The organism is Domibacillus indicus (assembly GCF_023715895.1).
In the GTDB taxonomy this organism is placed as follows: domain Bacteria; phylum Bacillota; class Bacilli; order Bacillales; family Domibacillaceae; genus Domibacillus; species Domibacillus indicus_A.
Window position 1 is genome coordinate 326,348 of the sequence record NZ_JAMBOO010000004.1, and the last position, 25,453, is coordinate 351,800.

Consider the following 25,453-nt stretch of genomic DNA (forward strand, 5'->3'; position numbering starts at 1 on the left):
CTGCCATTTTTTATATGGCAGTACCGTTTTTTATTTTATACTTGTGCCCCTTTTATAAAAAAACGGATATTTTGACCAATTGCGGGAAACAATACATCACGTAAGAGGATCAATTCTACAGAAATGAAAGGGGCTTTTTTAGATGAATGCAAAGTTATTTAAATTAGTGGGCGGTTCTTTGCTTGCGACAATGATTTTAGCTGGGTGCGGCGGCGGCCAGGATGAGGAAGAGCAGCAGGAGGATCAGCAGGAACAGCAGGATAATGGCACCGATACACAAAATGAAAATGATGTGATGGATGGCGAACAGGATATAGAGGAAGATGTGAATGAAGGCGAGCAGGATTTGGAAGAAGGCGTAGATCAAGGTGAACAGGGTGTAGATCAAGGAGAGCAGGATCTGCAAGAGAACATTGATGAAGGTCAGAATGAGCTCGAAGATAACGGAAACAACAACAATAACAACAACCAATAATCAAAAGAAAGCATCGGGCGCCAGGTCTCCGATGCTTCTTTTATGAACAAAAAATTTTGTCACCGGTTCAAAAGTATGATAGAGTATAAGAGTTATTATTCTAAAGAAGTCAATGAGGCTATTTCTAGGAGGTACCTATTGGCAATGTCCATCTTAAGTGGTTTATCACACGGTATTAAAATTAGCATTACCCGTTCTATTACAACGGCGTTTGAACAATATATGGCCAATATCATGTGGGAGGAAGAAGCTTATAGCCCCGCTGATTTCATGAAGGAATGGCAGAGCTATATTCATAAGCATGCTTCCTGGTATCATGATGTGCCGGACGATGTGAAAAACGATCCGCGGTTTCATGAAGAGCTGGCTGGTAAAATCAATCAAGTCGTCGCAAAAATTTTCTCGGAAGAACCAACAGCCGAGCAAATTGAGACATTGAATGCACAGCAGGAAAAGCTTGGAACCGATTACGATTTCTCATGTAAAGCGGAAGCCCGTTTTTATATTGATTTTTTAAATGAATACGAAAAAAAAAAGCCGAAGGGCTAAGTCCGGCCGATGAACAGGACTTAGCACTGGCTTCGCTGCTGTATGCCGAGGTGTATGATGAAAATCTGCCGATGCAGTCATACACAAAACAGGATATCTCTTATATTATCCAGCTGCTTCAGCAGACGCTTCAAACTGGCCAGGACGGACTCCGGTCGGATATTATTCATTGATTGAACGCTTCCCCTTAAAGGGAGGCGTTTTTTTATTGCTCTACTTTAGGGCGGCTGTGGAGAGCTTCTGTAAACGCCTCAAGCAGCTTTTCTCCAGAAAGGCCTTCTTTTACAAGAGAATGAAGAACCTGCTTGGCATATTCGTTTCGCATCTGGCGCAGCTGTGCATCAAATAAAATACTTGTACCGTTCTCCAAAAGCTCGAAGGAACGGATCGATACGGTAAACATCGCCGGGTCATTGCCGCGATGTGAAATGGCGACACGTGCCGTCAGCTGCTCATCCTGTTCGAAAGTACGGACCAGCTGTACATCTTCTTCTTGTAAAAAGAGCTCAATCAGCCATGAGCGCTGTTCATCTTCACGGTTAATAATGAGGCCGTCCTGAAGCGGGACTGGAGTCATCTCTCCCTTTTTTTCGAAAAAAAAGGCTGCCACTTTAAAGGTTTTCAAGTCGTTCACGCTCCTCTCAAGAAAGCGATTTATTAAAGAAAGTATAACAAGAATTAAACGAAAAATCATTTTTTGACCAAAAGGGATCGCTTCCATCAAACAGGAAAGAAAAATATTTCCCATAATTAAACCAAAAATGGGAAGAACATAAAGGAAATGAACTTTGTGTAAACCCATGTTTTTCCTTTATGCTAAAGCCAGCCCAAATTAGTGGGGTCTTCTGGCTGATTTTTTTGTATTTGCTGCTTAGTAGTTGAAACATATGTTTCCTTTTTGATATAATTTATTTGTTAAATATTGGAGGTGGATTGAGATGATGCTGAATTACCGCTTCGAAATTTTTCCGAATGAGGAACAAAAAAGTACCCTTCACTCATGGGTTGACCTCTGCCGCCAGCAGTATAATTCCGCTCTTCTCGATAAACAAAGGGCCTATCAAAAAAACAAGAAAAACCTGACTAAATCTGAGCTTAGTGCCCTGTTAACCCGATCTAAGAAACACCATCCATGTCTCAAAAAAATGCCTTCTCAGCCCCTTCAGGAAACACTGGACAGGCTGGGAAAAGCGTTTGATCAATTCTTTAAAAAAGAAGCCTGCTACCCTAAGGTGAAAAAACATAAAGACTACCATTCGATTACATTCACACAGTTTGGCATGAGTAAACAAAAAGATAAGAAAGGAAAAATTCATATCGTCCGGCGGGCCGTTTCCTTCGGAAAAGGAGGAAAGCTCCTCATTTCTAAACTGGGCTTAGTGGATATCCGCCTCCACCGGAAACTGGATGGCAAAGTCAAACAGGTGATCATTAAGCGCCAGAATGGGCGCTGGTTTGCTATTTTCTGTGTCGAAAGACAGGCAGACCCGCCGCAGGCTGTCCATCAAGGCTCTAAAACAGCCGGTGTTGATGTCGGCATCAACAAATATGCCGTTCTGTCGAACGGCGAAGAAATTCTACACCCTGGTTTTCTCCGTAAGGAGGAGAAAAAGCTCAAGCGTGCCCAGAAGAAACTGTCGAGAAAGAAAAAAGGCTCCTCAAACTGGCAGAAACAAGCGGCCAGGCTGCAGAAGATTCATACGAAGGTGGCGAACCAGCGGAAGGATTTCCTGCATAAAACAGCGTTCCGCCTTTCAAATACCTACAGTGTCATTTGTGTAGAGGATCTGAACATCCGCAATCTGGTGAAAAACCGGAAAGTGTCCAAATCAATTCATGATGCAGGCTGGGGACTGTTCCGCCAGTTTCTGGCGTACAAATGCGAGCGCAATGGCGGCCAGCTAGTCAAAGTGAAGCCGCATTTCACCACCCAGGATTGTTCAGGCTGTGGAAAAAGGGTAAAAAAATCCCTTTCCGTCCGAACGCATGCCTGTCCGGATTGCGGTCTTGTGCTGGACCGTGACCATAATGCCGCCTTAAACATTGAAAAAGCCGGGCTGGCCCAGATAGGGCTCATTCCGGCAAAATAATTTCTTTACAACTGTAGGTCGAGGTCCCGCCCGAACAGTATAAAACAACGCCTGTGGAGATGATGTAAGACCTTGTTCGGAAGAACAGGGCAGATATCGATGAAGCAGGAAAATCAATGAAGTCAGAGCATGTTTTTAATGTCCCTGATAGAGATGCTCCATCAAATTGTGCAGCAATTAGTTGGAGAGGTTCACGTAACGGAAGTGCTTGTCCAGACGATTCGTTTTCTCAGTAAAAAGCAGGCTGACATGCAGACGGGTGAATCGCCCGGCGTCATTCAAACTGTACCGTTAATTTAGATGTGAATCATGACAGAATAAGTTGAACGTGTGATCGAAGATGTAATTTTTTAGCTAGGCAAAACAAAATCCATTATTTAACATATTGGAGAACGAATCCAAAGATTAGAACAGCAGCAACAAAAGTAAAGGGCAGCCCTCTTGGCTGCCCCAGTCCCTTCATATCCCCATAACGGCGCCCGCCGCGTACCCCGCCTGCCATTCCTCTAGCGCAGGGCGGGGTTTTTATCTAAAGTAAACAATTCCGCAAGCTCCCGATCGGTCATGCTGGCAATAAAAGCACCGCTTTGAATAATTTCGCTGCTTGCCGCCTGCTTTGATTCAATCATGGCGTCAATTTTTTCTTCAATGGTGCCGGTCGTGATAAATTTATGAACGTGGACAAACCGGCTTTGCCCAATTCGATAAGCCCGGTCGGTTGCCTGGTTTTCAACGGCCGGATTCCACCAGCGGTCATAATGAATCACATGATTGGCCGCTGTTAAATTTAATCCTGTGCCTCCAGCTTTTAAAGAAAGAAGGAAGAAAGGAAATTCTCCGTTTTGAAACTGCATCACAAGCTTATCCCGCTCCTGCTTTGGCGTAGCTCCGTTTAAGAAGGGAACCTGAATGCCAAATGCCCCGGACAGCTCCCGCTGAATCATTTCCCCCATTCCGATATACTGCGTGAAAATCAAGCAGGCTTCTCCTTGTTCATAAATATTACCGGCAAGCTCCATCAGCTTCTCCATTTTCGAAGCGCGTTCCTGCACATCTTCCGGGTCGTCTTCTTTTAAGTAAAGAGCCGGATGGCTGCACAGCTGTTTTAATTGATTAAGCAGACGGAGAATCAGGCCCCGGCGTTCAAAAGCGGTCAGCTGGCCGATTTGATCCATCGTTTCACGAACAGCCTGCTCATATAAAACAGCCTGCTCTTTTGAAAGAGGGCAGTATTCTTTTTGCTCGACTTTGTCCGGCAGACCCAGTGCCGCTTCCGGATCTGTTTTCGTCCGCCGCAGCAGAAACGGCCGGATTTTTGCTTGTAAAGCAGCCACTCGCCCGGCATCATGTTCTTTTTCGATCGGTGCCATGTATGTTTTTTGAAACTGTGCCAGAGTGCCGAGCCAGCCCCGGTTTGTAAAGTCAAAAATCGTCCATAGCTCAGATAAGCGGTTTTCCATCGGTGTGCCGGTCAGGGCAATGGCATGGCGGCTTTTCAGCTTCCGAACAGCACGTGACTGTTTTGTGCCGGCATTTTTAATGTTTTGCGCTTCATCCAGTGCCACTGTATTCCATTCTATTTTTTCGAGCGTGTCAAAATCAGAGTGAACAAGTCCATATGTGGTCAGGACAACGTCCGCGTTTGCGATGCTTTCTAAAAATGCTTCACCGCGCGGCCGGTCTTTTCCATAGTAAAGCATCACGGATAAATCAGGTGAGAAGGCGGCAAGCTCACGCTGCCAGTTGCCAAGAACAGATGTCGGGCAAATAATCAGGGCAGGGGTTTCCGGGCGCTCTCTTTTTTCCACATGCAGCAAATAGGAAATAAGCTGAACAGTTTTCCCGAGTCCCATATCATCTGCAAGGCAGGCGCCAAAACCGCATTCCCTCAGGAAAAGCAGCCAGCTCATACCAGCCAGCTGATACGGGCGTAATTCTCCGTGCAGCTTCTTCGGCGGCGAAAGGAGAGGGATATCCGCACCGCTTTTAAGCCGGTCTACCATCGCTTGAAGCGAGCGGTTAAGGCGAATGTGCACACGCGCTGCATCATCCGGGTCCGCAAATTCCTGATTCAGCACATCCACCACAGTTAAGCCTTCCTGTTTGGCGCGCTCCATCAGTGTTTTAATTTTTCGGATCACATCCGGGTCCAGATGAACCCAGCGGCCGTTCGCTTTCACAAGGCGCGAGCCGGCTTCAGCAAGCGCTAAAAATTCTTCTTCTGTCATTTCTGCGCCGCCAAGCGCCACTTTAAAATCAAAATCCAAAATAGCGTTCATGCCGACAAAGGACTGCTTATTGCTATCACGCACGTCTGCGGCAACGGAAACAGCCGCCGAGCGCACAGATTCCCACCAGGGAGGCAGCAGCACCGGTATACCGAGGGCGGTGAGTTTTTCACCACGGTCAGTTAAAAAGGTGATCGCTTCTTCCTCGGATAAGAAACGTTTTAATTTGCCCTCATCATCAAGCTCCGGAAACAGACGAAGCCAGCGCCCAAGCTCTTCCTGCGCCGCTTCCAAAAACGGTTCTGCTGATTTCGGCAATTTTTTGTCCAGCTCATACACTTTTTCAGATGGCTTCCTGCGCAGTAAGATCGCCTCAAGCGTCCAGCTTCCGTCATCGGACTGCGGCTCGGATAATCGCAGTCCCGGTTCGAAGGCAGCCGGCTCTCCGTCGGCCAGGTACTCCTTAAGCCGTTCCGCGTCAAAATAACGGTTCAGTTCATCCATCGTCAGCCGGGTGCCGACCGCATCGGTTACCGCTGTTATATTAGGATGTGCCTCCGAGGCAAGAGCGGGGAAAATCCGCTCTACAAACGACTGGCGGCTTTCACCATAAATAGGTTCCCGCCAAAACGATTCGGCAAATTCATCGTATACCTCTTCCGGCACAGTCCATTGCACGCCATCCTCCTGAAAAGAAGGCATCACGTCAAAAACGGCTTCATAAAGAACAGGGGCGCATGCGAGGCTGAAATGGCCTGCTTCATCCCAATCAAAGCGGGCAAACCGGTTGAAATGCTCCGCTTTAAAAAGAGACGCCCATTCAAACGGCGTCAGCCGGACAGCCGGCTCTCCGTCTTGTGTAGCAATGGTCAGTTTTGTTCCGTAAAAGCTTTCCGCGTGTCCGCCGAACAGGAGACGCGTCCAAGAATCAAAAGGCAATGGCGCACCGTTCGCATCCATTGCCCACAAATAAAAAAAGCCTTGTTCAAATTGTGTAACAAGATGAACCGTTTTAAGATTAATCATCCAACAGCCCGCCTTTTCTGCATTCTTCCTGAAACGCCCGCAGCCGCTTTGTTTCACCAAGGATCCATTCCAGCCAGCGGTCAAATTCGTCCGTTTGTTTGAGTTTTTTATAAATCGTGCGCATCCGTTTCATAAACCGGACGGCTTTTTTATAAGAAGACCGGTTTTTTTCAGCAATAAAACCTCTAATTCCATGATGAAGAAGAGGAAGTGCCAGCTCGGGAGCTTCTTTTACGACACTTTTTAAGCCGGCCCGGTCAAGATCTGTAATATCGGCATCAATGAGCAGCTGTAAGTCCACCCATTCGGCATAGTCGCCGCGGCCAATCAAAAAGTAGCTGAGCGACACATAGCTAAACGGCAGCAGAGAGGTGTACAGCTCCTTTACTAAAAGGGGGGCAAGCTCAGACGCCTCATCCTCCTCGACAAGGCGGATCAGCTGCCGGACAAACAAGCGCCGGCTGTATTCATTTTCAATCGTAAGCAGGCCGTCCCGCGCAAGGGAAGCAGCGCCGCGAAGAACAGCTATAAAACGGCTGGATCTTTTTGACGCCTGCAGCCAGTGCAGAAAATAGGGAAAAATATCCGCCGGCGCAGAAGCCGATTGGGCGATAAACTGCTCCATTTCACCAAGCAGATACAGCTGATGCAAAAAAGCGGCATGCTGTACCGTACTGCTGCCGGGTGCCGGGGCGATTCGCTCAAGCTCTGCTGTCCGCCACTCGGTTCTGGTAAAAAGGGATTCCCATAATAAGCGGTAAATATCAAGCCGTGCTGCCGGAAATTGTTCAAAAGGAAAACCGAGCAGGCGCCCTGCATCCTGGCGCAGCTGTTCAATATACGATTCAAAAGCAAACGGCAGGGCACTGCCGGTCATTTTTGCAGCGTCATAGGCTTCATCGACAAAATAAAACAGCACATCATAAGCAGCCCGTTCTGCCACTTCCGGTGCGAGGGACGCTTCGTCCAGCTGGTCCGCCAGCGCCGAGAAGGAATAAAACGCCGCAAACAAACGAAAAAGAACAGCCCATTCCCGATCTGAGGGTGTTTTTTTGAGAAGCGCCTGGTAAAGCTCCTTTGCCGCATACTCTGTCTGGTACGGCTCGGCCTTTATTGTTTGGGCTGAAAGACGGGTCCGAAAAGCAGACAGCACAAATTCCTTCCATTCGCCGGCAGAGGTTCCGCTTGAAGGAGCCGGCTTTAAATCGGAAGCCCGCATCACACCCGGAATGGAAAGCAAATCTGCCCGCTTTGGAGAAGATGAATCAGTAAACAGCGATTTCGCCTTCGTCAAAATAGATGGCACCCTTTCGATTCTGTAAGATTCCTTCATTATAGCACGAAACCGTCCTGGTTAGGCAAGGATAAGGAACATAAGTTCTAGTGTTTCTTCAATGTAACAAACATTACAAAAAAATTACATTTTTAGGGTAAAACTAATAAAATAGCGATTTGTCACGAAATATTTAAAAAAGAAATGTTTTTAGATTATATTTTCTATGCTAGACTTAGGTGGTAAATTTTAAGAAAGGAGGCAGAAAGGTGAAGAAACGGTTTTTCTTTGTCGTATTAGCGTTTATTTTGACGGTTCCTCTGTTTAATTTTGGGCAAAATGCCAGCGCAGCAGGCTTCGTTGATGTTCCATACCGGGCGTCAAAAGAAGTCAATTATCTGGCGGAAGGGGGAATTGCCAACGGGTCGTCCGCAACAACTTTTGATTCAGAAAAAACGGTCACACGAGCCGAAGCGGCTGCTTTTATCGGGCGGGCACTTCAGCTTAATGGCACACAACGTGAAACAAAATTTGTTGATGTCGGTTCAGGCAATTTCGCGTCAGGTTACATTCAGTCAGCTGTAGAAAAAGGCATCCTGTCCGGTTATGACGGGGGACGGTTTTTACCATATAAACAAGTAACACGCGGTGAAATGGCGGTTATGCTTTCGAAAGCATTCGGTTATTCATTTGGCGGTACTTTATCCGGTGCGGCAAAAGCCTTGATGTCCCGTGGTATTGCAGATGGAATGGCAGACGGTTCGTTTGGTGCATCTTATCAAATTAAACGGGTGGACTTTGCAGTATTTCTTGCACGGGCCATTGCTCCAACTTTCCGTACTGTTCAAACAGACGAATTTAAAAGAACGATGTGGACAAACACGGGCGATCTTAATGTTCGTTCAGGCCCATCAACAGCATACGCATCAGTCGGAAAACTGGCGAAAGATGCACGTGTATCAGCAGCTCATTCAGTCGGAAACTGGACATACATCCGCTCCGGCACCATTGTTGGTTTTGTAAACTCTTATTATCTGCGCAGCACAGAAACAACAAGTGCTACGACAGCCGACCCGCGTCTGGCTGAACAAACGATTATTTTAGATCCAGGCCACGGCGGCAGTGATCCCGGTGCGATTGGCTTTGGTCTTCAAGAAAAAGATGTAGTGCTTACAACAGGCTTGAAAGTAAACAACCTGCTTAAAGGCACACCATTTAATGTGAAAATGACGCGTTCGACAGATACATTTATTACGCTGGCGAACCGTGCCGCATTTGCAAGCAAAAATAACGGCGACATTTTCCTTAGCATTCATGCCAATGCTGCTTCTGCAAGCGCATCTGGTACAGAAACATTTTACTCGGCTGCATCAAACAGCGAGAACGCAGCGGACAGCAAGCTGCTTGCAACAAAGGTACAAAGCCGTATGATCGCTGCGTGGAATTTAAACAACCGCGGCGTGAAAACAGCTGACTATTATGTATTAAAAAACAACACAGTGCCGGCTGCATTGCTTGAGCTTGGTTTTATTACAAACAAAACCGACAATGACAAACTCAAGTCAGATTACTGGCTGAACGTGATGTCTAAAGCGATTTATAACGGTATTTTGGACTATTACAAAGCAAAAGGTTACAATGTAACGTCGCTTTATAAGTAATAAAATAGGCCAATATATAAATAGAATATTCGATACACGCCGTGTACAATAAAGAGGGGATCCCAAACAGGGCCTCTCTTTTTATTTTAGTTTTGAAGAAAGAGGTGACCAATATGAAGGCTATAAAACTACCCGCTCTGGTTTTTGCAGCATTCTTTTTATTTTTTCACACACCATCCTCGCCTAAAGCGGCGGTCCAGGACGGCAGGCAGGCCGTTATTATGTTTAAAAGCCAGGTAGACAAAGAGCTTTTGGAACAATTCTCCGAATCGGTTGACTACATATTTCAAGAAATCCCAGCGGCGTCCATTACCATAAGCGAGGCGCAGAGAAAAGCACTCCAAATGTCACCGGAGGTTGAATCGGTTTCTTATGATATGCCGGTTCAGTCGTCTGCACAAACGATTTCGTACGGTTATGAAAAAGTGGGCGTGAAAAATATGGTGCCTTCTACATTAAAAGGAGCCGGCGTGAAAATTGGCGTACTGGATTCAGGCATTGACACACGGCATCCGGATTTGCAGAAAAGAGTGGTCGGCGGTACATGTACGATGACGATCGTTGATCCCGCTGGATGTCCGGATTCTTACAATGACAATGCCGGGCACGGCACACATGTAGCAGGTATTATTGCAGCTAATAACAACACATTCGGCACAATCGGGGTGGCCCCGGCGGCGAGCTTATATGCCATTAAAGTGCTCGATGAATACGGCGAAGGATCAACAAGCACATTGATTGCCGGAGTAGAATGGGCGATTAAGCAGAAGCTGAATATTTTAAATATCAGTATTACGTCGCCTATTTATGAACCGGCGATGGAAGAAGTGATGCAAAAAGCATATGATGCCGGCATCTTAATTGTAGGGGCAGCCGGAAATACCGGGCCGCCTGTTTCAGGAAATGATTCATCGGTTGAATATCCAGCGAAGTTTGACAGTGTCATTGCGGTATCATCGATTGATGAGTATGACAAAATAGACAGCCAGTCTTCACTTGGTAAAGAAATTGAACTAACCGCACCGGGCGTAAAGATTTACAGCACGTATCCGGATTCCGATTACACAATGTCAAGCGGTACCTCTATGGCGGCTCCGTACGTATCCGGCATAGCCGCTTTATACAAAGAAAAGTATCCTGAAATGACAAACAAACAGCTTCGCGCCCTGCTGCAGAAAAACGCGAAGGACTTAGGAGCAGCCGGCCGTGACCGTTATTTCGGCTTCGGTCTTGTACAGGCGGATAAAAATCCAATCAATCACGGTATTGAACTTCCTTATACAACGGACAGTAAAGGGAAGCTGACTGTTGATACGAGCGACCTTGTCGCCCGTTTCGGTACGTACAACGTATACCGCGGTGATCAGCTAGTCGGCAAAAACAAAACGGCAGCAGAGTGGACAGACTACGCTTCAGCAGGCACAGTCAGCTACTATTTCCATCCGGTTGTAAACGGAGTGGAAGATGAAACATCGTTTACAACATTAAAAGCAACGATTGCGTCTCCACAAATTAAAGATTTGCTTTCTTCTAAATGGTATGACCGTTACGTAACGTACTTGAACCACGAGGGCATTATGACAGGCTTTACGGACGGCACTATTAAGCCGGAATCCAATATTACACGCGGGGAAGCAGCGATTTTAATCGGGAAATCACTCGGTTTAAACGGCACCCAGCGTGCAACATCGTTTAAAGATGTAACGGCAAATATCAGCTCGTCCGGCTACATTCAAAGCTTAGCAGACGCGGGTATTACAACGGGCTTTGGAGATGGATCTTTCCGTCCAGGCCAGCTGGTCACACGGGCTGAAATGGCCATCTTGATTTCAAAAGCTTATCAGATCAACCCGGCTTCAACGGGTACGTTAAAAGATATTACGGCAAGCATTACCGGCTATCAATATATTAACGGGGTAGCGGCAGCAGGCATTGCCGGCGGTTATGAAGACGGTACATTCCGTCCGCATACCCATATGAACCGTGCGCAGTTTGCGACATTTTTAGCACGTGCCATCAACAGCGAATTGCGATAAACGAAACAGCATCCGACATTAAATGACGGATGCTGTTTTTTATTTTGCTGAATTTTCAGTTTTATTTCAGAAACATGTCAATGTTACACGATCATAAAAAGAACAAAATAAATACAGGATAAATAACGTCCATTCTCCTATTTTATGGTCAAAAAGCAACAAAAACCCCGTACTAGCAATGTCATGAAATGATATTTGAATGTAATAGAAACGTAACCTATTTTTGGGTTTAAATTTGCTACAATAGTTTCAGTGAGAAAAAACACGAGAGAGAAATGATAGAAAGAGAAAAACTGGAGGTTTGAAGTGAACAGGTGTAAAAAAGCAATAACGGCTTTACTTGCCGCGGTCATGCTTTTGACTCTTTCCCCGCTGACATCGTTTAAAACGGAAGCGGCGTCTGTTGGAGAATCGATCGTGGCTTATGGTAAAAAGTTTATGGGTGTCCCTTACGTCTTTGGAGGAACAACACCAAGTGGATTTGATTGTTCCGGCTTTACTCAATATATTTATCGCAACGCAGCAAATATTTCACTGCCAAGAACGGCAGAACAGCAATACAACGTTGGCACAGCAGTTTCAAAAAGCGATTTACAAGTAGGCGATCTTGTATTCTTCCAAAATACTTATAAAGCAGGGATTTCACACGTAGGTGTGTATGCCGGCGGCAATATGGTATTGAATGCAACATCAAGCCAAGGAATTGCGCTTGTTTCTCTTAGCAACACATATTGGGGACCAAGATACGCTGGCGCGAAACGCGTCATAAAAGAACCAGTTGTTCCATCTTGGTTTACAGATGTACCAACAACAGATACAACATACACAGCGATCAAAACGCTGACAGATAAAGAAGTCATCAACGGCTTTGAAGATTACACATTCCGCCCGGACGCAAAAGTAACACGCGGACAGGCAGCGGCGATTATGAACCGCGTACTTGGCTTGAAGCCAGTTGTAATGAGCCACTTTACAGATGTACCGAAAACCTATCGTTTCGCTTATGATATTGCCGCGATTCGTGAAGCAGGCATCATCACTGGATTCGACGATAAAACGTTCCGTCCAGAAGCGGAAATGACAAGAAACGAAATGGCCGCTATTATCCAGCGCGCATTCGACTTGCAAATGTCACAAACAGCAGCTGCAAGTGTTAGATATTCGGATATTCGTGCAGATCACTGGGCGTACGAAGGCATTGTAACAATGGCTTCAATCGATAAAACGGGCCTTTTCGAAGGCGATAAGTTCTACGGAACACATCTTGCAACACGCGAAGCGTTTACGGTTGCAATTTATAATGCAACAAACGCTCAATAAGAAAGCAAATCAACAGCCCCGGACCCTTACGCCGGGGCTGTTTTCTATATATATAGAAAGATAGGCAATAAAAGGCCACCAACTATTGAAGGGAGTTTCAATCTAGGATGAAAAAAGCAGTTTCAATTGTGATGGCACTTGTATTACTATTCCCACTTCTGCCATTCCTAAACAGTAAAGTGCGGGCTGCAGATGATGTAACCGGCATTACCCTTGAAAAAGAAATCCGCGCGGTCATTGCTGCTGGCGTAATGAGCGGATATGAAGATGGTACATACAAGCCTGCAAACAGCGTAACACGTGAAGAGTTTGCCACATTTTTAGCCCGTGCCCTCGAATTGCCGGCTGGACCGGCTATGTTTAATGACGTTTCGCCATCTGCAAAGCTGGCTCCTTACATTTATGCTGCAGCAGCGGCTGGCATTGTTAATGGCGGGTCGAACGGCAACTTCTCTCCGAAGATGACGATTACCCGTAAAGACATGGCGCTGATGATCAGCAATGCCCTCGATTATTTGAAAAAAGAAGCGGTCTATGTGCAGCCTGATTTTACCGACATCGATAACTTAAGCTCCGCACACCGGATTGCGATCGGTAAAAGCGTCAACCTCGGCATTATTTCCGGTTATGGAGACGGCCGCTTTGGCCCGGAAGATAACGCACGCCGTGACGAGGCTGCTGCGTTTATTTACCGCCTGCTCGACGGGGATCTGCCAGAGCCGCCTGCAAAAGATTATCAAACAGCGAATATTGACAGCAGCGGAACGATCACACGCGCTCCGATGCCATACGAATCGTTTGATCTCGCTAAACAGGCGATGACCAAAAGCGGTTCTGAGCTTGTTCTAAAGGACGGGAAAATTATTTACATGAAGAACTATGCGGGTCTTGTTTTCGCCAAGCCTGCAAGCAATGCGACAACGGTTTCCCTGTATACAGACCCGGCACTCACAAACAATAAAACGTATGTGACCGCATCGGCGATCGGAAGCAGCGGGATTTCCACTGAGCTGCAATATATTACGTCAACCGATTCCTATGTAAAAGTGTATCTTGGTGGAGAATATTATTATATGAAGCAGGCAGATGCCCGCCTTGTGCCATATGAAGGAGCGAAGGGAAGAGGATATTACGCTGTTTCCGGTGGTATGTTAGTTCACAACATTTATAATATTGATACAAATAAAACCGCTTCTTACACGGCTGGGCCGGCGCCTTCTTTTATGCAGGCAGGTTCAAAGTATTACAGCTGGGATGGCATTTCGTTTTATAATGCCAGCGGCAAGTCAGTCGGACGCGCTTATCAATACTTCCAGTTCTTATCCGGCCGCTCTACAACGAGCTACACGGCTGCACAGCTGGACAGTTATATTAAACAAGCGCTCGCGGAACGTCAGGCTACCGGCCTTGCAAAATACGAGAATGCCACAACGAAAAGCAAGCTGATTGGCCTTGGCACGATCGCGAAAAAGATAGAAAGCCAGTATCACGTAAATGCGCTTTTAATTGTCAGCATGGCGATTCATGAAAGTGACTACGGAATGAGCGACAAAGCACAGCTTTTAAACAATCTTTTCGGTATTGCCGTATATGACTCTGATCCGAGCGGCGGAAAAGCGTTCCAGACGGTAGAAGAAGGCGTTGTCCATCTTGTTGACGCCTACTTTAAAGGTACAGCCGGTGACTGGCGCGGCGGCTACTTTACGCCAAATGACTGGCGTGCATACGGCGCAGCACCAGGCAACAAATCAAATGGTGTAAACGTCAAGTACGCGTCCGATCCATACTGGGGTGCGAAGCTGGCAGGACATATGTACAACGTTGACAAAGAAATGGGCGGCAAAGACTTCGGCCGTTACACTCTCGCTTTTACAAACAAAGCGGGCGTTCACGTACGCGTCAGCGCGGGCGGAAGTGCCGTGTACACTTATAACTTAACGAGAATGCCTGTTACGATTACGCAGGCAGGCGACTGGATGCAGGTGATCTCTGACGTTCCAACTCGCACATCTGGATACCTTCAGCGAAGCGAAGTAAATATACTGCCGATTGCAAAATAAAAAGAAGCCCGCTCAGGCCATTGTCTGAAGCGGGCTTTCCTTATCAATCCGTTATTGAGAAGGGGGCATCCAGTAAGATTCAATTCCAGTAAAGGAATCCGTCAAGTGATGGGCCACCTCTTTGTCTGCGTCTCCATGGGCTAAAAATCCGTATAAGAAAGTGATCATTTTCATCTAGAAAACTCCTTTCGAAATAAGATGTATGAAGAATGTATCTTAAATATAAAGTATGAATAAAGAACAATCTCACTTTTTGTTAGTTTATCTTACACAGTTTCTTTCTGGGACGTTTTGGCAGATTGTCGCGCAAAAGAAGGAAATGGGGTAAAATAAACGAGGAAATTTAATAGAAAACTGGGGTGTACGACGACTATGTCTTTGAAAAAAACAGCGCTGTGGCTTGCCCTTTTTGCGCTTATTGTCAAGCTGTCCGGATTTGTGCGTGAAAGTATTATGGCGTACAAATTCGGTGTCAGCAGCCAAACCGATGGTTACTTGCTTGCATTTTCTTTTATTACACTGGCGATTGCCATGATTGCCGGAGGGTTTAATAACGTGTTCCTGCCGATGTATGTGAAAAACAGGCAGGCCAATCCAGAACGCACGGACCGGACGGCGAGTGCCATTATGAATGTCACGTTTCTTCTATTTATATTGATCTCTATTCTGGGCTACTTGTTTGCGCCCTGGTTCGTGCCGCTTATTTATGGAAACATGACCGAAGCAACAGCGGAAACAGCCATTTCGATCACGCGGTTTTTCTTTGTATTTATGTCTTTTATCGCGTTAACGAGTATTTTAGATTCCTATTTACAGGGCCGGCGTATTTTTGTTCCATCGCAGGTGGCAAAGCTGCTGCAGACCGTCTTTGGGGTTTCATTCGCACTGCTTTTTGCCGATCAGTGGGGCATTGCCAGTCTTGCATACGGCTTTATAGCCGGAACCATTTTAGGTATTTTCGTTCAATTTTATTACTTGTTTCGAACTGATTATCGGTGGAAGCCGGTGCTGTCCGGAGACAAAGAATTTCAGCATTCCTTTCTTGTGCTGCTCGCACCGGCCATTCTCAGCTCGGTTGTCGGGCAGATCAATGTATTTGTGAATAAAAGCTTTGCTTCCGGCATTGGGGAAGGACCGGTTACATATTTAAACAATGCCCAGCTGCTTTCCTCGATTCCGCATACGATTTATGCGACAACGATTGCGGTGATTATCTTTACGCTTTTGGCTGAACAGATCGATGACCGTCCGCGGTTTCAAAACACCTTTTTCAGCGGCATGCAAATTTCATTGCTTACGCTGGCGCCCATTGCGGCTGGTCTTTGGGTTGTAGGGGAGCCGGTACTGTCTTTTATTTTTGAACGGGGAAAATTCACCTCAGCAGATACACATCGTACATACGTGGCGCTTGTGTATTATTTGCCGACGATTGTGACGCAGGGGATGCAGTATATTGTTGCCAAAGCGTTGTATGCACAGGGGAAAACAAAAACCGTTTTTCGTATCAGTGTATTTACCATCGCGATTAACGCTTTGCTTAACTGGCTGTTTATTGGGCCATTCGGCTATCCGGGTCTGGCACTGACCACCTCTATTGTGTCTCTTTATTACTTAACAACCTGTACCGTATTTGTATACAAAGACTTTGATAAGTCAGAGCCTGCCCGCCTGATCGGACTGTTAATTCGGACAGCTGTTGTAACGGCGTTTATGGCGGTACCGCTTTATTTCGTTCGCCCGTTTATTGAAGATTTGTACTCTCTTTGGCAGCTGGTGATTCTTGTCCCAATCGGCGCTGCCCTTTATGTGGCCGGCCTGTTCCTTTTTTACAAGGAAGGATTCCGAAAGCTGCTTAGCCTGGTGAAACGAAACAAAGGAGCGCTGTCGTGAGAAAAGCGCTGCTTCTTTTGCTGGCTGTGATCATCATGGCTGGCTGTACAGAAACGAAGGAAGAAGAGCCGGCAGACAGGGCGGAAATCCCGCTCGGCAGCCGGACACTCGTCTTGGAAGCAGAAGGGCTTCGGCTGGAGCAGAAATTTCAACCAGAGGGACTTGACTCGCTTTACAAAGACACGGTTTATAAATTGGACGCTCAGTCTGCGAGTATTACCGTCCGGGTGCGCAAGCTGAATAACGGCGACCGTTTTGTAATGACACGGCTAAGCGGGAAAGGGACGATAAAAGCAACAATCTCGATTCCGGGTGCGGACGATTATTATATGGTAGACTGGACGAAGGACATGCCGGTGCGTGAGCACAATAAAGTGACCGGTGTCGATCCGACCAAGCCGCCTGTAGGGATCCTCCGCTACACGAAGAATCACGAGTTTATGAACGAGCTTGTGATGAGCCATTCGTTTACATCAAAAGAACTGACAGAATTGTACGGGAGCGGACGGGAAAGCCGGCTGCACGAGCTGCTTGCCGAAAAAAACACCGTCACTCATTCCAAAAAAGGGGTTCAGTTTGAATTAACGTCGGAACGGGACCAAATGGCTGACCAGTGGTTTTTGCTGGCCGAACATCCGCTTTTTGACGAAAGCAGCCATTTAAATGACTGGATTACGTTTCAAAAAGAACACTATAAAGAAGTAAACAACTGGTTTGCGGTAGACGGGCCGATGAAAAAACTGCCCTGGTCTGTTGAACCTTTTACAAAAGACGGCTACGGACTTTATTTAGGTACAATGGTCGAAAAAGAAGCAATTGACCGTTTTTTTAGAGACCAAGACCGTTATTTTTATGATTTAACCGTGCAGTCTGCGGCAAATCTGTGGACGTACCGTGCATCGCGTAATGACGTTATCTGGAAAACCGAATTTACAAGCACGTGGCTGAAGCAGAAGTATGATATTACCGCGCCCTATGTCGATACCCGCCATAATGAGCTCATCGCGTTGTATCTGCACCGGATCGGCAAGGAGCTCGGGGTGCCTGAGCTCGAAGCTGCACTCACGGATTATAGCGATTATTTGCTCAAATTAATCAGTATTGATAACATAGTGCCTGCGGAGAAGGGTTACTACCCGGCTGATTACTACTCAACGCAGCAGGGTAAACAGTTTATCCATGCTTCGCTCAACCACTCACTCGGCGAAGCCAATATGTTTATCAAAGCGTACAAAGAAACGAAAGAAAAAAAATATTTATTGGCGGCCCGCAATATTCGCCAGGCAGTCGAGTCAACCGGCGAGAAATGGATTCGACCGAATGGCGATCTCTGGTATCAGATTAACCGAGACGGCACATTCGACGGCGGAGACTATGAATTGCTGACGCTTTACGACCTGCGCCGCCACGAGAAGAATTGGAAAGAGCTGGGCGGAAAACCGAGTCCTATTTTGCAGAAATTGATTGAAAGTAAAGAACAGTATTTAAATTCAAAATAAATTTCGCTATAATGCTTAATTAAGGGGAAAAAAGAAAGGATGGATTTCTTTATGACAAAACAGCAAATTGGCGTAATCGGTCTTGCCGTAATGGGTAAAAACCTGGCGCTTAATATCGAAAGCAGAGGCTACTCAGTAGCAGTTTTTAACCGTTCTGCAGATAAAACGACCGCTTTCCTTCAGGAAGAAGCACAAGGCAAAAACTTCAAAGGCGCATACAGCGTAGAAGAATTTGTAAACTCACTTGAAAAACCGCGCAAAATTTTGCTCATGGTAAAAGCGGGTGCAGCAACAGATGCAACGATTGATTCTTTGAAGCCATACCTGGACAAAGGCGATATCATCATTGATGGCGGAAACACGTTCTTCCAGGACACGGTACGCCGCAACAAAGAGCTTGCCGGCCTTGGCTTTAACTTTGTCGGCACAGGCGTATCCGGCGGTGAAGAAGGAGCGCTAAAAGGGCCTTCTATCATGCCAGGCGGACAGCGTGAAGCATTTGAACTTGTTCGCCCAATCTTTGAAGCGATCGCAGCAAAAGTAGACGGTGAAGCATGTACTACATACATCGGTCCAGACGGCGCCGGCCATTATGTGAAAATGGTGCACAACGGCATCGAGTACGGCGATATGCAGCTGATCTCAGAAGCATACTTTATCTTGAAGCATGTAATCGGCCTGTCAACAGAAGAGCTTGCTGATACATTTGCTGAGTGGAACAAAGGCGAGCTTGACAGCTACCTGATTGAAATCACAGCGGACATCTTCACGAAGAAAGATGACGAAACAGGCAAGGCGCTTGTAGACGTGATTTTAGACGCAGCCGGCCAAAAAGGAACAGGCAAATGGACGAGCCAAAACGCGCTTGACCTTGGCGTTCCGCTTCCAATCATCACAGAATCTGTTTTCGCACGCTTTATTTCTGCCCTGAAAGAAGAGCGCGTAGAAGCAAGCAAGCAATTGAGCGGCCCTTCTCCGAAGGAAGTGGATTCAGATCAAAAGAAAGAATTGATCGAAGCAGTCCGCCAGGCGCTTTACATGAGCAAAATCTGCTCATACGCACAAGGTTTTGCACAAATGAAAGCTGCATCAGAAGAGTACGAATGGAACCTTCGCTACGGCGACATCGCGATGATCTTCCGCGGTGGCTGCATTATCCGTGCGCAGTTCCTTCAAAAAATCAAAGAAGCGTTCGACCGCAACGCAGAGCTTCCAAACCTGCTGCTGGACGAATACTTCAAAGATATCGTTCAAAATTACCAGACGTCGCTTCGTAAAGTCGTATCTCTTGCGATCGAAGCCGGTATCCCGGTTCCATCTTTCGCGAGCGCTGTAGCATACTACGACAGCTACCGCACAGAAACACTGCCTGCGAACTTGATTCAAGCGCAGCGTGACTACTTCGGTGCGCATACGTACAAGCGTATTGACAAAGAAGGCACATTCCACACTGAGTGGATGAAATAAGAAATGACTGTACAGCCAGGGACTCGTCCCTGGCTGTTTTTTTGTGGGTTGGCTCGGCGCCTTGGGCCGGAAAATAAAAATTTGGGCCGGAAAATAAAAATTTGGGCCGGAAAAATACCTGCCAGGGCCGGAAAAGAAGGATTCCGGCCCTGACCGATGAAAATCCGGCCTAAATGAAAAAATTCCGGCCCAAAAAGACGAACTTTGTAAAGAAATTGTAAATACGAATCGCATGATCAGAAAACCATGTATGATAAAGGAGAAAGGAGAGAGAAATGAGAAAATCGATTTTACACGCAAAGTTAATGGCGCTGGATAATCGCCTGATCCGGCCAAGAAAAGAAGTAAAAGAAGAGCTGGCAAGATGCGAGGCTGGTTTGGAAGGAGAAAGAAAATTGCTGTATTACCTATCCGAAATCGAAGGCTCTGCCAGAGTTCTTCATGATATACGCCTTCCTTTTTCCACGGGTTATACCCATCTCCAAATGGATACCGTCGTAATTACACAGCAAATGATCTTCATTTTGGACGCCAAGCATTTTAGCGGACGCCTTGTTTTCGACCGTTTAACGAGGCAGCTGAGAAGAGGAAATGTCACATATAATGACCCCATTACACAGGTGGTTCGCCACAAGCGCGGATTAGAGCAGTGGCTGGATCAGCCAATCCCTATTATGGCTGCGGTCGTGCTAACCCACCCAAACGTCCGCATAGAAATCACTCCTCCGGATGCCTTTGATCATTCACTCATCCTCTATGCGCAGGAAATCCCCGCAAAAGTCCACGATTTTCTTCAGGATAAACAAACCATTTTAACCAAACCGCAAGTATACAAAATCGCCAGTGAGCTTGAACGGCACAACAAGCCCTATGATCCGGATATCATGAAACAATTTCAGATTGAGCTTGGACACCTTTATACCGGCATCCAATGCCCGTATTGCCGATGCTGGTCGGTTGAACGCGTAAAAAGAAGATGGCTCTGCCGAAAGTGCAGCACTTCTTTAAAAAACCCGCATCTCCCGGCTTTGAAAGAATATGTGCGGCTGTTCGGCACAAAAGCGGTGAACAAACAAATCAGAGCCTTTACGGGCATCCAATCAGAATCAGTTGTTAAAAAATTATTGAGAAAGTGGGCCGTTGAAAAGAACGGAGATACAAAAGGGAGAGTATATCATCTGCCGGAAGAATGGAAATGGGAATAAACTATGCAGTCTTGAGCCGGAAAAAAGAAGTTTGGGCCGGAAAATAACTCGCTTGAGCCGGAAAAAGAAAATACCGGCCCTGGCAGACCAAAATCCGGCCCAAATGAAAAGTTTCCGGCCCAAACATGAAAAAAGCCTCCCATTAAAGGGAAGCTTTATAAATCGACTCGTATTTTTCGGCAGCTGCCGTATGTGAGTACTCATCTTCAATTTTTTTCCGGGCAGCCGCCGCATACTGGGCGCCTTTTTCCGGATGATCCAGCAATTCGATCATCGCGTCAGATAATTCTTCAACGTTTTTCTCTTCAACGAGGAGTCCATCGACGCCGTGGTTCACGATTTCTTTTAACCCGCCGACTGCGCAGGCGATCAATGGTGAGCCGGAGCCCATCGCTTCAAGAGCCGAAATCGAAGTGGCTTCTTCTACACCGGCCGAGAATACGCTCGGTACAAGCACCACATCAGCCAATGCGTAATATTCTTTAATGACACTATGATCGACGGCACCAAGTAAGTGCACATTTTTCTCAATGCCGCGCTCTGCGATCAGGCGCTTCATTTCGTCCATCGCTTCACCGGTTCCGGCAAAAATCAGCTGAGCGTTCGGGTATTTCTCCAGTACCGGCGGGAACGAAAGAATCGGATAAATAACCCCGTTTTTCTTTGTTAAGCGGCGCGGTACGAAGAAAACAGGCGCTGTTGCATCCACGCCGTGCTTCTGGCGGTAAGCCGCTTTGTTCTCGGAATCCGGTTTAAAGTCATCGACATTAATGAAGTTGCGGATCGCCGTTCCATCAATGCCGGCTTCTTTTTTTACGTAATTTTTAATACGGGTATCTACGGTAATGACCGCGCGTGTTTTCCGGTAGCCTTCACGCTCGACTTCCATCAGCTTGTCCGCATGCTTCGAGCCTTCTGCGACCGAGCCTTTGGAAATCCCTTCATACGTTAAGTAGCCATGAACAGTTGTAACGGTCGGTAAGCCTGCATTAATAGAAGCGCGCGTCGCGAACACATCCTGCGCATTGACGATATCATACTTCGGGCAGTCCGGGCGCTTCAGCATTTCTTCTAGAAAAGCCTGGCGGCGCTCCAGCGTCCACACATAGCCGGCGCCAAGAGATGCTTTGTTTAAAAGAAATGATGGGCCGCGTGCGATAAAGTCACGCTTCCATTTCGGCACATCGCTAAAAGACAGCGTATCAACCTCATGGCCGCGTGCTTCAAGGCCAATTTTCAATGTCGCCATATGCGTCGACAATCCGCCAAGATGCGGGTAATCATACGAAGTAGCAAGTAAAATTTTCACGTTTATGATCTCCTTTTAGATCCGAACTTTTCTTTTAACAAGTCTAAATTCCGTAACGCTTCGCGGCGAAGCTCGACTACGTTTGGCGCGATCACCGCCTGTGCCTCTTTCTTATGGTCAAGCAGGTACAGCGCGTTTTCGAGCATTTTTTCCTGGTCGATTTCACCAAGGCGGAATGAGTAATCCCACATGCCGGAGCGCTTCAGGAAGCTTTCCACTTTTTTATCGTAGCTGAGGCCAAGGTGCGGCACGTTTGACAGCGCGGCGAAAATAAGCGCGTGCAAACGCAGGCCGAACGTTAAATCCGAACGGCGGATAAAGTTTAAAAATTCCTCCGGTGAAAAATGAGAACCAAGCATCATCGTTTTGTCCGCATGCTTCATTTTAGACATGACATCTTCAGAAGCCGGCACGTCGTATTTTCCTTCCATCGGCACGAATACCGGTGTAACGCCGCGGCGTTCAATCAGTTCATCGAGCACATACGCCATTTTTTCAATGTAGTCCGGATGGTCAAACCAAGGACGCACCGTTACGGCTACAATTTTCTCATCGCCTTTTAATGGAAGAGTGTTGTACGCAATATCTTCTTCCTTCGATTGAAACGCAAATACGATATCAGCCGTCACAACAGATTCCGGGCGGTTAACCCCTAATGAATGAAGGTAATCTTTCGAATACTGGTCACGCACCGTTACAAAGTCCGCCATGTTCGCAAATACCTTCATTAAAATTTTGCCCCATGTTGAGGTAACCGGTCCAATACCTTGAGAGAAAAACATGACTTTTGCCCCGCAGAGTTTAGCCAAAAAGACAATTAGCAAATAATAAGGAAGCGGGCCGAATAAAAACTTCGTCGGATACGAATCCTGAAGCAGACCGCCGCCGCCGGAAATGAGCAGGTCGGCTTTACGGAGCGCTTTTACTTTTTCTTTATTGTCATGACGCCAGCCGCGGTAAAAGGACTTTACGTTATGCTCTTTCGCTGTTTTGTCTGGTGACAGGGAAAACACCGTAATATCGGGATTGTCGAGCTCTGTGCGCAGATTATCGACAATCGACTTTAAAATCGCTTCATCGCCCGTGTTGCCAAGGCCATAGAAGCCGGAAATCACAATTTTCAAAGGTTCTTCCTCCTCGAGAATATATCTTGTAAAATTCTATCACTTGTAACGTGTAGAGTAAAATGTTTCTTGAAGCGGCGCGGGCTGAATCGAAAATCGACCGAAAAGTCCTAATTCCCTGCCAGAAAAAGAAGGGATGCCCTTTATTCGACAAAAAACCGGTTCATTCAACGGGATGCACCCTTTCCGAAAATCTGCTATACTAAGAAAATTGAAAGCAAACGGAATAGAGGCTGGTAAGAGAATGAAGGAAACATATCTTGGCGTGGATGTCTCGCCTTTAACATATGACCAAATTATCGCATCCCTCCGCGAGCGTATGGAGAAGCAGCAGCAGTCGACGATTATCGCGGTCAATCCGGAAAAAGTGATTGCCGCAAATCAAAACGACCAGGTAAAGCAGCTGATCAATTCGTCCACGTTTCAAATCGCGGACGGCGTCGGCATTCTTCTTGCGTCTAAATTAAAGGGAGGACGCATCACATCGCGTGTAACCGGTGTGGACATGATGGCCCGCCTGCTTCACTTTGCCGCAGAAGAAGGGCATCCGGTTTATTTTTACGGAGCGAAGGAAGAAGTTGTCACAAAAGCGATCGAAAATATAAAGAAAACAAATCCGGGACTTGTCGTTGCGGGATACACGAACGGCTATGAAAAGAATGAAGAAGCACTAGTGCGCCGCATTCACGAAAGCGGTGCGCGCCTGCTGTTTGTGGCGCTTGGCAGCCCGAAGCAGGAGCTGTGGATTCAGCGCAATATGCCGAACCTGCCGAATGTTCTTGTGTTTCAAGGCGTCGGCGGAAGCTTTGACGTGTTCTCGGGAATGGTCAAGCGTGCACCTGCCGCATTCCGCAAAGCAGGGCTTGAATGGCTGTACCGTCTCGGCTCTGATCCGAAACGAATCAAACGCCAAATGAATTTACCGCGCTTTTTAGTGCGCGTGTTAATAACTAAAGGGAGATAAGTCATGAAAAAATCAATCTGTGTTGTCGGCCTGGGCTACATTGGGCTTCCGACAGCGGTTATGTTTGCGAACCACGGCCATACGGTTTATGGCGTAGATGTAAATGAAAAAGCAGTCAATATGATTAACGAAAAGCAATTGCATATTGAAGAAAACGGCTTGCAGGAGCGTCTGGAAAAAGCGATCGATGCAGGTTTGTTCTCGGCTTCTACAAAGCCGCGCAAAGCAGACGTCTTTATCATTGCCGTACCATCTCCAATTATGCCGGACAAAACGGCGAACCTGGAATACGTACGCGAAGCGACCGCTTCTGTTGTGCCATACCTTGAAAAAGGCAACCTGGTGATTTTGGAATCAACGGTTCCGCCTCGTACGGTGCAGGATGTGATGATACCGGAGCTTGTGAAGTCAGGCCTTGAGATCGGCACAGAATTGTTTGTTTCTCACTCACCGGAACGCGTTATTCCTGGCCGCGTGTTTGAAGAGCTTGTGTCAAATGACCGGATCATCGGCGGCTACACGCCGGAATCGGCCCACCAGACAAAAGAGCTGTACAAATCGTTTGTAAAAGGGCAAATGCACGAAACAGATGCCACAACGGCAGAGCTTGTGAAAGTCATGGAAAACACATACCGTGACATTAACATTGCGTTTGCGAACGAGCTGGCAAAACTGGCAGAGACTCTTGGCGTTAACATTTGGGAAGCGATTAAGCTTGCCAACTACCACCCGCGTGTAAACGTGCATGAGCCAGGTCCTGGTGTTGGCGGCCACTGCATCGCGGTTGATCCGTGGTTCTTAGTCGAGCTTGCGCCGGAAACCGCACAAATGATTCATCTTGCACGTAAGACAAACGACGGCATGCCGGGCTACACAGCTCAAATGACAGCGAGCATTTTGGACGCGAAAGGCATTAAAGATCCGAAAGTGGCCGTATTTGGCCTTGCCTTCAAAGGCAACATTGACGATATGCGCGAAAGCCCGTCAATGGATGTGATTGAAGCAATGCGCGAACGCGGCATCGAGTTGAGCGCCTATGATCCGCATATTAAAGAAAACAATATTCCGGAGCAGGTGCAGTCGCAGGAAGAAGCACTGCAGGATGCATCGGCGATCCTAATCCTGACCAACCATAATAAATTTAAAGAGATTTACCCGACAACACTTTCGAATATGAAAAACAAAATCGTCATCGACACGAAAAACTGCATTGACCGCGCGACGTGGGAATCGGCTGGCTTTGACGTGTACGTGCTCGGCGATTCGAAAAACTAAAG

Annotated in this window: 20 protein-coding genes; 14 read left to right on the forward strand and 6 right to left on the reverse strand. The window is 46.8% G+C overall.

Features of this window, described 5'->3' with window-relative positions; translation table 11 throughout:
* Positions 1–142: 142 nt before the first annotated feature.
* Both M3221_RS10550 and M3221_RS10555 read left to right on the forward strand, forming a co-directional pair.
* Positions 143–475, forward strand: coding sequence for a hypothetical protein (locus M3221_RS10550; RefSeq protein ID WP_251271625.1), 333 nt, complete (start codon positions 143–145; stop codon positions 473–475).
* A gap of 198 nt (positions 476–673) precedes the next feature.
* On the forward strand, positions 674–1,024 hold the full coding sequence (locus M3221_RS10555) for a hypothetical protein (RefSeq protein WP_396120269.1): 351 nt from the start codon (positions 674–676) through the stop codon (positions 1,022–1,024).
* A gap of 205 nt (positions 1,025–1,229) precedes the next feature.
* Here M3221_RS10555 and M3221_RS10560 read toward each other — a convergent pair whose 3' ends face one another.
* Positions 1,230–1,649, reverse strand: coding sequence for a YwpF family protein (locus tag M3221_RS10560; protein WP_251271628.1), 420 nt, complete (start codon positions 1,647–1,649; stop codon positions 1,230–1,232).
* Positions 1,650–1,962: 313 nt separating this feature from the next.
* Between M3221_RS10560 and M3221_RS10565 the strand changes: the two genes are divergently transcribed.
* Both M3221_RS10565 and M3221_RS10570 read left to right on the forward strand, forming a co-directional pair.
* Positions 1,963–3,114 (forward strand): RNA-guided endonuclease InsQ/TnpB family protein, encoded by a 1,152-nt coding sequence (locus M3221_RS10565; protein WP_251271630.1) that lies wholly within the window; start codon positions 1,963–1,965, stop codon positions 3,112–3,114.
* A 129-nt stretch (positions 3,115–3,243) separates the two neighbouring features.
* The gene (locus M3221_RS10570; RefSeq protein WP_251271632.1) at positions 3,244–3,414 is read left to right on the forward strand and encodes a hypothetical protein; all 171 of its coding nucleotides are present in this window, start codon (positions 3,244–3,246) and stop codon (positions 3,412–3,414) included.
* Between the two features lie 206 nt (positions 3,415–3,620).
* Here the strand turns inward: M3221_RS10570 and M3221_RS10575 are convergent, their stop codons facing one another.
* Both M3221_RS10575 and M3221_RS10580 read right to left on the reverse strand, forming a co-directional pair.
* A complete protein-coding gene (locus M3221_RS10575) occupies positions 3,621–6,368 on the reverse strand; it encodes a DEAD/DEAH box helicase (protein ID WP_251271634.1) in 2,748 nt (915 codons plus the stop codon).
* Complete coding sequence (locus M3221_RS10580; RefSeq protein WP_251271635.1) at positions 6,361–7,662, reverse strand: hypothetical protein; 1,302 nt, start codon at positions 7,660–7,662, stop codon at positions 6,361–6,363. Before M3221_RS10580 ends, M3221_RS10575 begins: the two co-directional genes overlap by 8 nt.
* Positions 7,663–7,910: 248 nt before the next feature.
* On the opposite strand from M3221_RS10580, the gene M3221_RS10585 reads away from it, so the two are divergent.
* From M3221_RS10585 to M3221_RS10600, 4 genes are all read left to right on the forward strand, one after another.
* Positions 7,911–9,302, forward strand: coding sequence for an N-acetylmuramoyl-L-alanine amidase (locus M3221_RS10585; protein WP_251271637.1), 1,392 nt, complete (start codon positions 7,911–7,913; stop codon positions 9,300–9,302).
* 113 nt (positions 9,303–9,415) lie between these two features.
* Positions 9,416–11,338 carry a S8 family serine peptidase gene (locus tag M3221_RS10590; RefSeq protein ID WP_251271639.1) on the forward strand — a complete coding sequence of 641 codons (1,923 nt, stop codon included), beginning with the start codon at positions 9,416–9,418 and terminating at the stop codon, positions 11,336–11,338.
* Between the two features lie 306 nt (positions 11,339–11,644).
* Positions 11,645–12,658: a C40 family peptidase gene (locus M3221_RS10595; RefSeq protein ID WP_251271641.1), complete on the forward strand. Its 1,014-nt coding sequence runs from the start codon at positions 11,645–11,647 to the stop codon at positions 12,656–12,658.
* Between the two features lie 107 nt (positions 12,659–12,765).
* Positions 12,766–14,718: an S-layer homology domain-containing protein gene (locus tag M3221_RS10600; RefSeq protein WP_251271643.1), complete on the forward strand. Its 1,953-nt coding sequence runs from the start codon at positions 12,766–12,768 to the stop codon at positions 14,716–14,718.
* 51 nt (positions 14,719–14,769) lie between these two features.
* Here M3221_RS10600 and M3221_RS26290 read toward each other — a convergent pair whose 3' ends face one another.
* A complete protein-coding gene (locus tag M3221_RS26290; protein WP_255821829.1) occupies positions 14,770–14,892 on the reverse strand; it encodes a hypothetical protein in 123 nt (40 codons plus the stop codon).
* Between the two features lie 198 nt (positions 14,893–15,090).
* On the opposite strand from M3221_RS26290, the gene murJ reads away from it, so the two are divergent.
* The 4 genes from murJ (at position 15,091) to M3221_RS10620 (ending at position 20,779) form a co-directional block, all read left to right on the forward strand.
* Positions 15,091–16,608: a murein biosynthesis integral membrane protein MurJ gene (murJ, locus tag M3221_RS10605; RefSeq protein ID WP_251271645.1), complete on the forward strand. Its 1,518-nt coding sequence runs from the start codon at positions 15,091–15,093 to the stop codon at positions 16,606–16,608.
* On the forward strand, positions 16,605–18,107 hold the full coding sequence (locus M3221_RS10610; RefSeq protein ID WP_251271647.1) for a hypothetical protein: 1,503 nt from the start codon (positions 16,605–16,607) through the stop codon (positions 18,105–18,107). The genes murJ and M3221_RS10610 overlap by 4 nt, the downstream gene beginning before the upstream one ends.
* 51 nt (positions 18,108–18,158) lie before the next feature.
* Positions 18,159–19,574 (forward strand): NADP-dependent phosphogluconate dehydrogenase, encoded by a 1,416-nt coding sequence (gene gndA, locus M3221_RS10615; protein ID WP_242232789.1) that lies wholly within the window; start codon positions 18,159–18,161, stop codon positions 19,572–19,574.
* A gap of 275 nt (positions 19,575–19,849) precedes the next feature.
* A complete protein-coding gene (locus M3221_RS10620) occupies positions 19,850–20,779 on the forward strand; it encodes a nuclease-related domain-containing protein (RefSeq protein WP_251271649.1) in 930 nt (309 codons plus the stop codon).
* Positions 20,780–20,921: 142 nt separating this feature from the next.
* Here the strand turns inward: M3221_RS10620 and M3221_RS10625 are convergent, their stop codons facing one another.
* Together M3221_RS10625 and csaB are read right to left on the reverse strand one after the other, a co-directional pair.
* Complete coding sequence (locus tag M3221_RS10625; RefSeq protein WP_251271651.1) at positions 20,922–22,088, reverse strand: glycosyltransferase family 4 protein; 1,167 nt, start codon at positions 22,086–22,088, stop codon at positions 20,922–20,924.
* A gap of 2 nt (positions 22,089–22,090) precedes the next feature.
* The gene (gene csaB, locus M3221_RS10630; RefSeq protein ID WP_251271654.1) at positions 22,091–23,212 is read right to left on the reverse strand and encodes a polysaccharide pyruvyl transferase CsaB; all 1,122 of its coding nucleotides are present in this window, start codon (positions 23,210–23,212) and stop codon (positions 22,091–22,093) included.
* 244 nt (positions 23,213–23,456) lie between these two features.
* On the opposite strand from csaB, the gene M3221_RS10635 reads away from it, so the two are divergent.
* Positions 23,457–24,176 (forward strand): WecB/TagA/CpsF family glycosyltransferase, encoded by a 720-nt coding sequence (locus tag M3221_RS10635; RefSeq protein ID WP_251271656.1) that lies wholly within the window; start codon positions 23,457–23,459, stop codon positions 24,174–24,176.
* A 3-nt stretch (positions 24,177–24,179) separates the two neighbouring features.
* Positions 24,180–25,451 carry a nucleotide sugar dehydrogenase gene (locus M3221_RS10640; protein WP_251271658.1) on the forward strand — a complete coding sequence of 424 codons (1,272 nt, stop codon included), beginning with the start codon at positions 24,180–24,182 and terminating at the stop codon, positions 25,449–25,451.
* Positions 25,452–25,453 lie beyond the last annotated feature (2 nt).

Coding starts and splice junctions, on each gene's coding strand:
- M3221_RS10550 (WP_251271625.1), top strand. CDS start 143: ATGAATGCAAAGTTATTTAAATTAGTGGGCGGTTCTTTGCTTGCGACA.
- M3221_RS10565 (WP_251271630.1), top strand. CDS start 1,963: ATGATGCTGAATTACCGCTTCGAAATTTTTCCGAATGAGGAACAAAAA.
- M3221_RS10570 (WP_251271632.1), top strand. CDS start 3,244: ATGTTTTTAATGTCCCTGATAGAGATGCTCCATCAAATTGTGCAGCAA.
- M3221_RS10575 (WP_251271634.1), bottom strand. CDS start 6,368: ATGATTAATCTTAAAACGGTTCATCTTGTTACACAATTTGAACAAGGC.
- M3221_RS10590 (WP_251271639.1), top strand. CDS start 9,416: ATGAAGGCTATAAAACTACCCGCTCTGGTTTTTGCAGCATTCTTTTTA.
- M3221_RS10600 (WP_251271643.1), top strand. CDS start 12,766: ATGAAAAAAGCAGTTTCAATTGTGATGGCACTTGTATTACTATTCCCA.
- M3221_RS26290 (WP_255821829.1), bottom strand. CDS start 14,892: ATGAAAATGATCACTTTCTTATACGGATTTTTAGCCCATGGAGACGCA.
- murJ (WP_251271645.1), top strand. CDS start 15,091: ATGTCTTTGAAAAAAACAGCGCTGTGGCTTGCCCTTTTTGCGCTTATT.
- gndA (WP_242232789.1), top strand. CDS start 18,159: ATGACAAAACAGCAAATTGGCGTAATCGGTCTTGCCGTAATGGGTAAA.
- M3221_RS10620 (WP_251271649.1), top strand. CDS start 19,850: ATGAGAAAATCGATTTTACACGCAAAGTTAATGGCGCTGGATAATCGC.
- M3221_RS10635 (WP_251271656.1), top strand. CDS start 23,457: ATGAAGGAAACATATCTTGGCGTGGATGTCTCGCCTTTAACATATGAC.
- M3221_RS10640 (WP_251271658.1), top strand. CDS start 24,180: ATGAAAAAATCAATCTGTGTTGTCGGCCTGGGCTACATTGGGCTTCCG.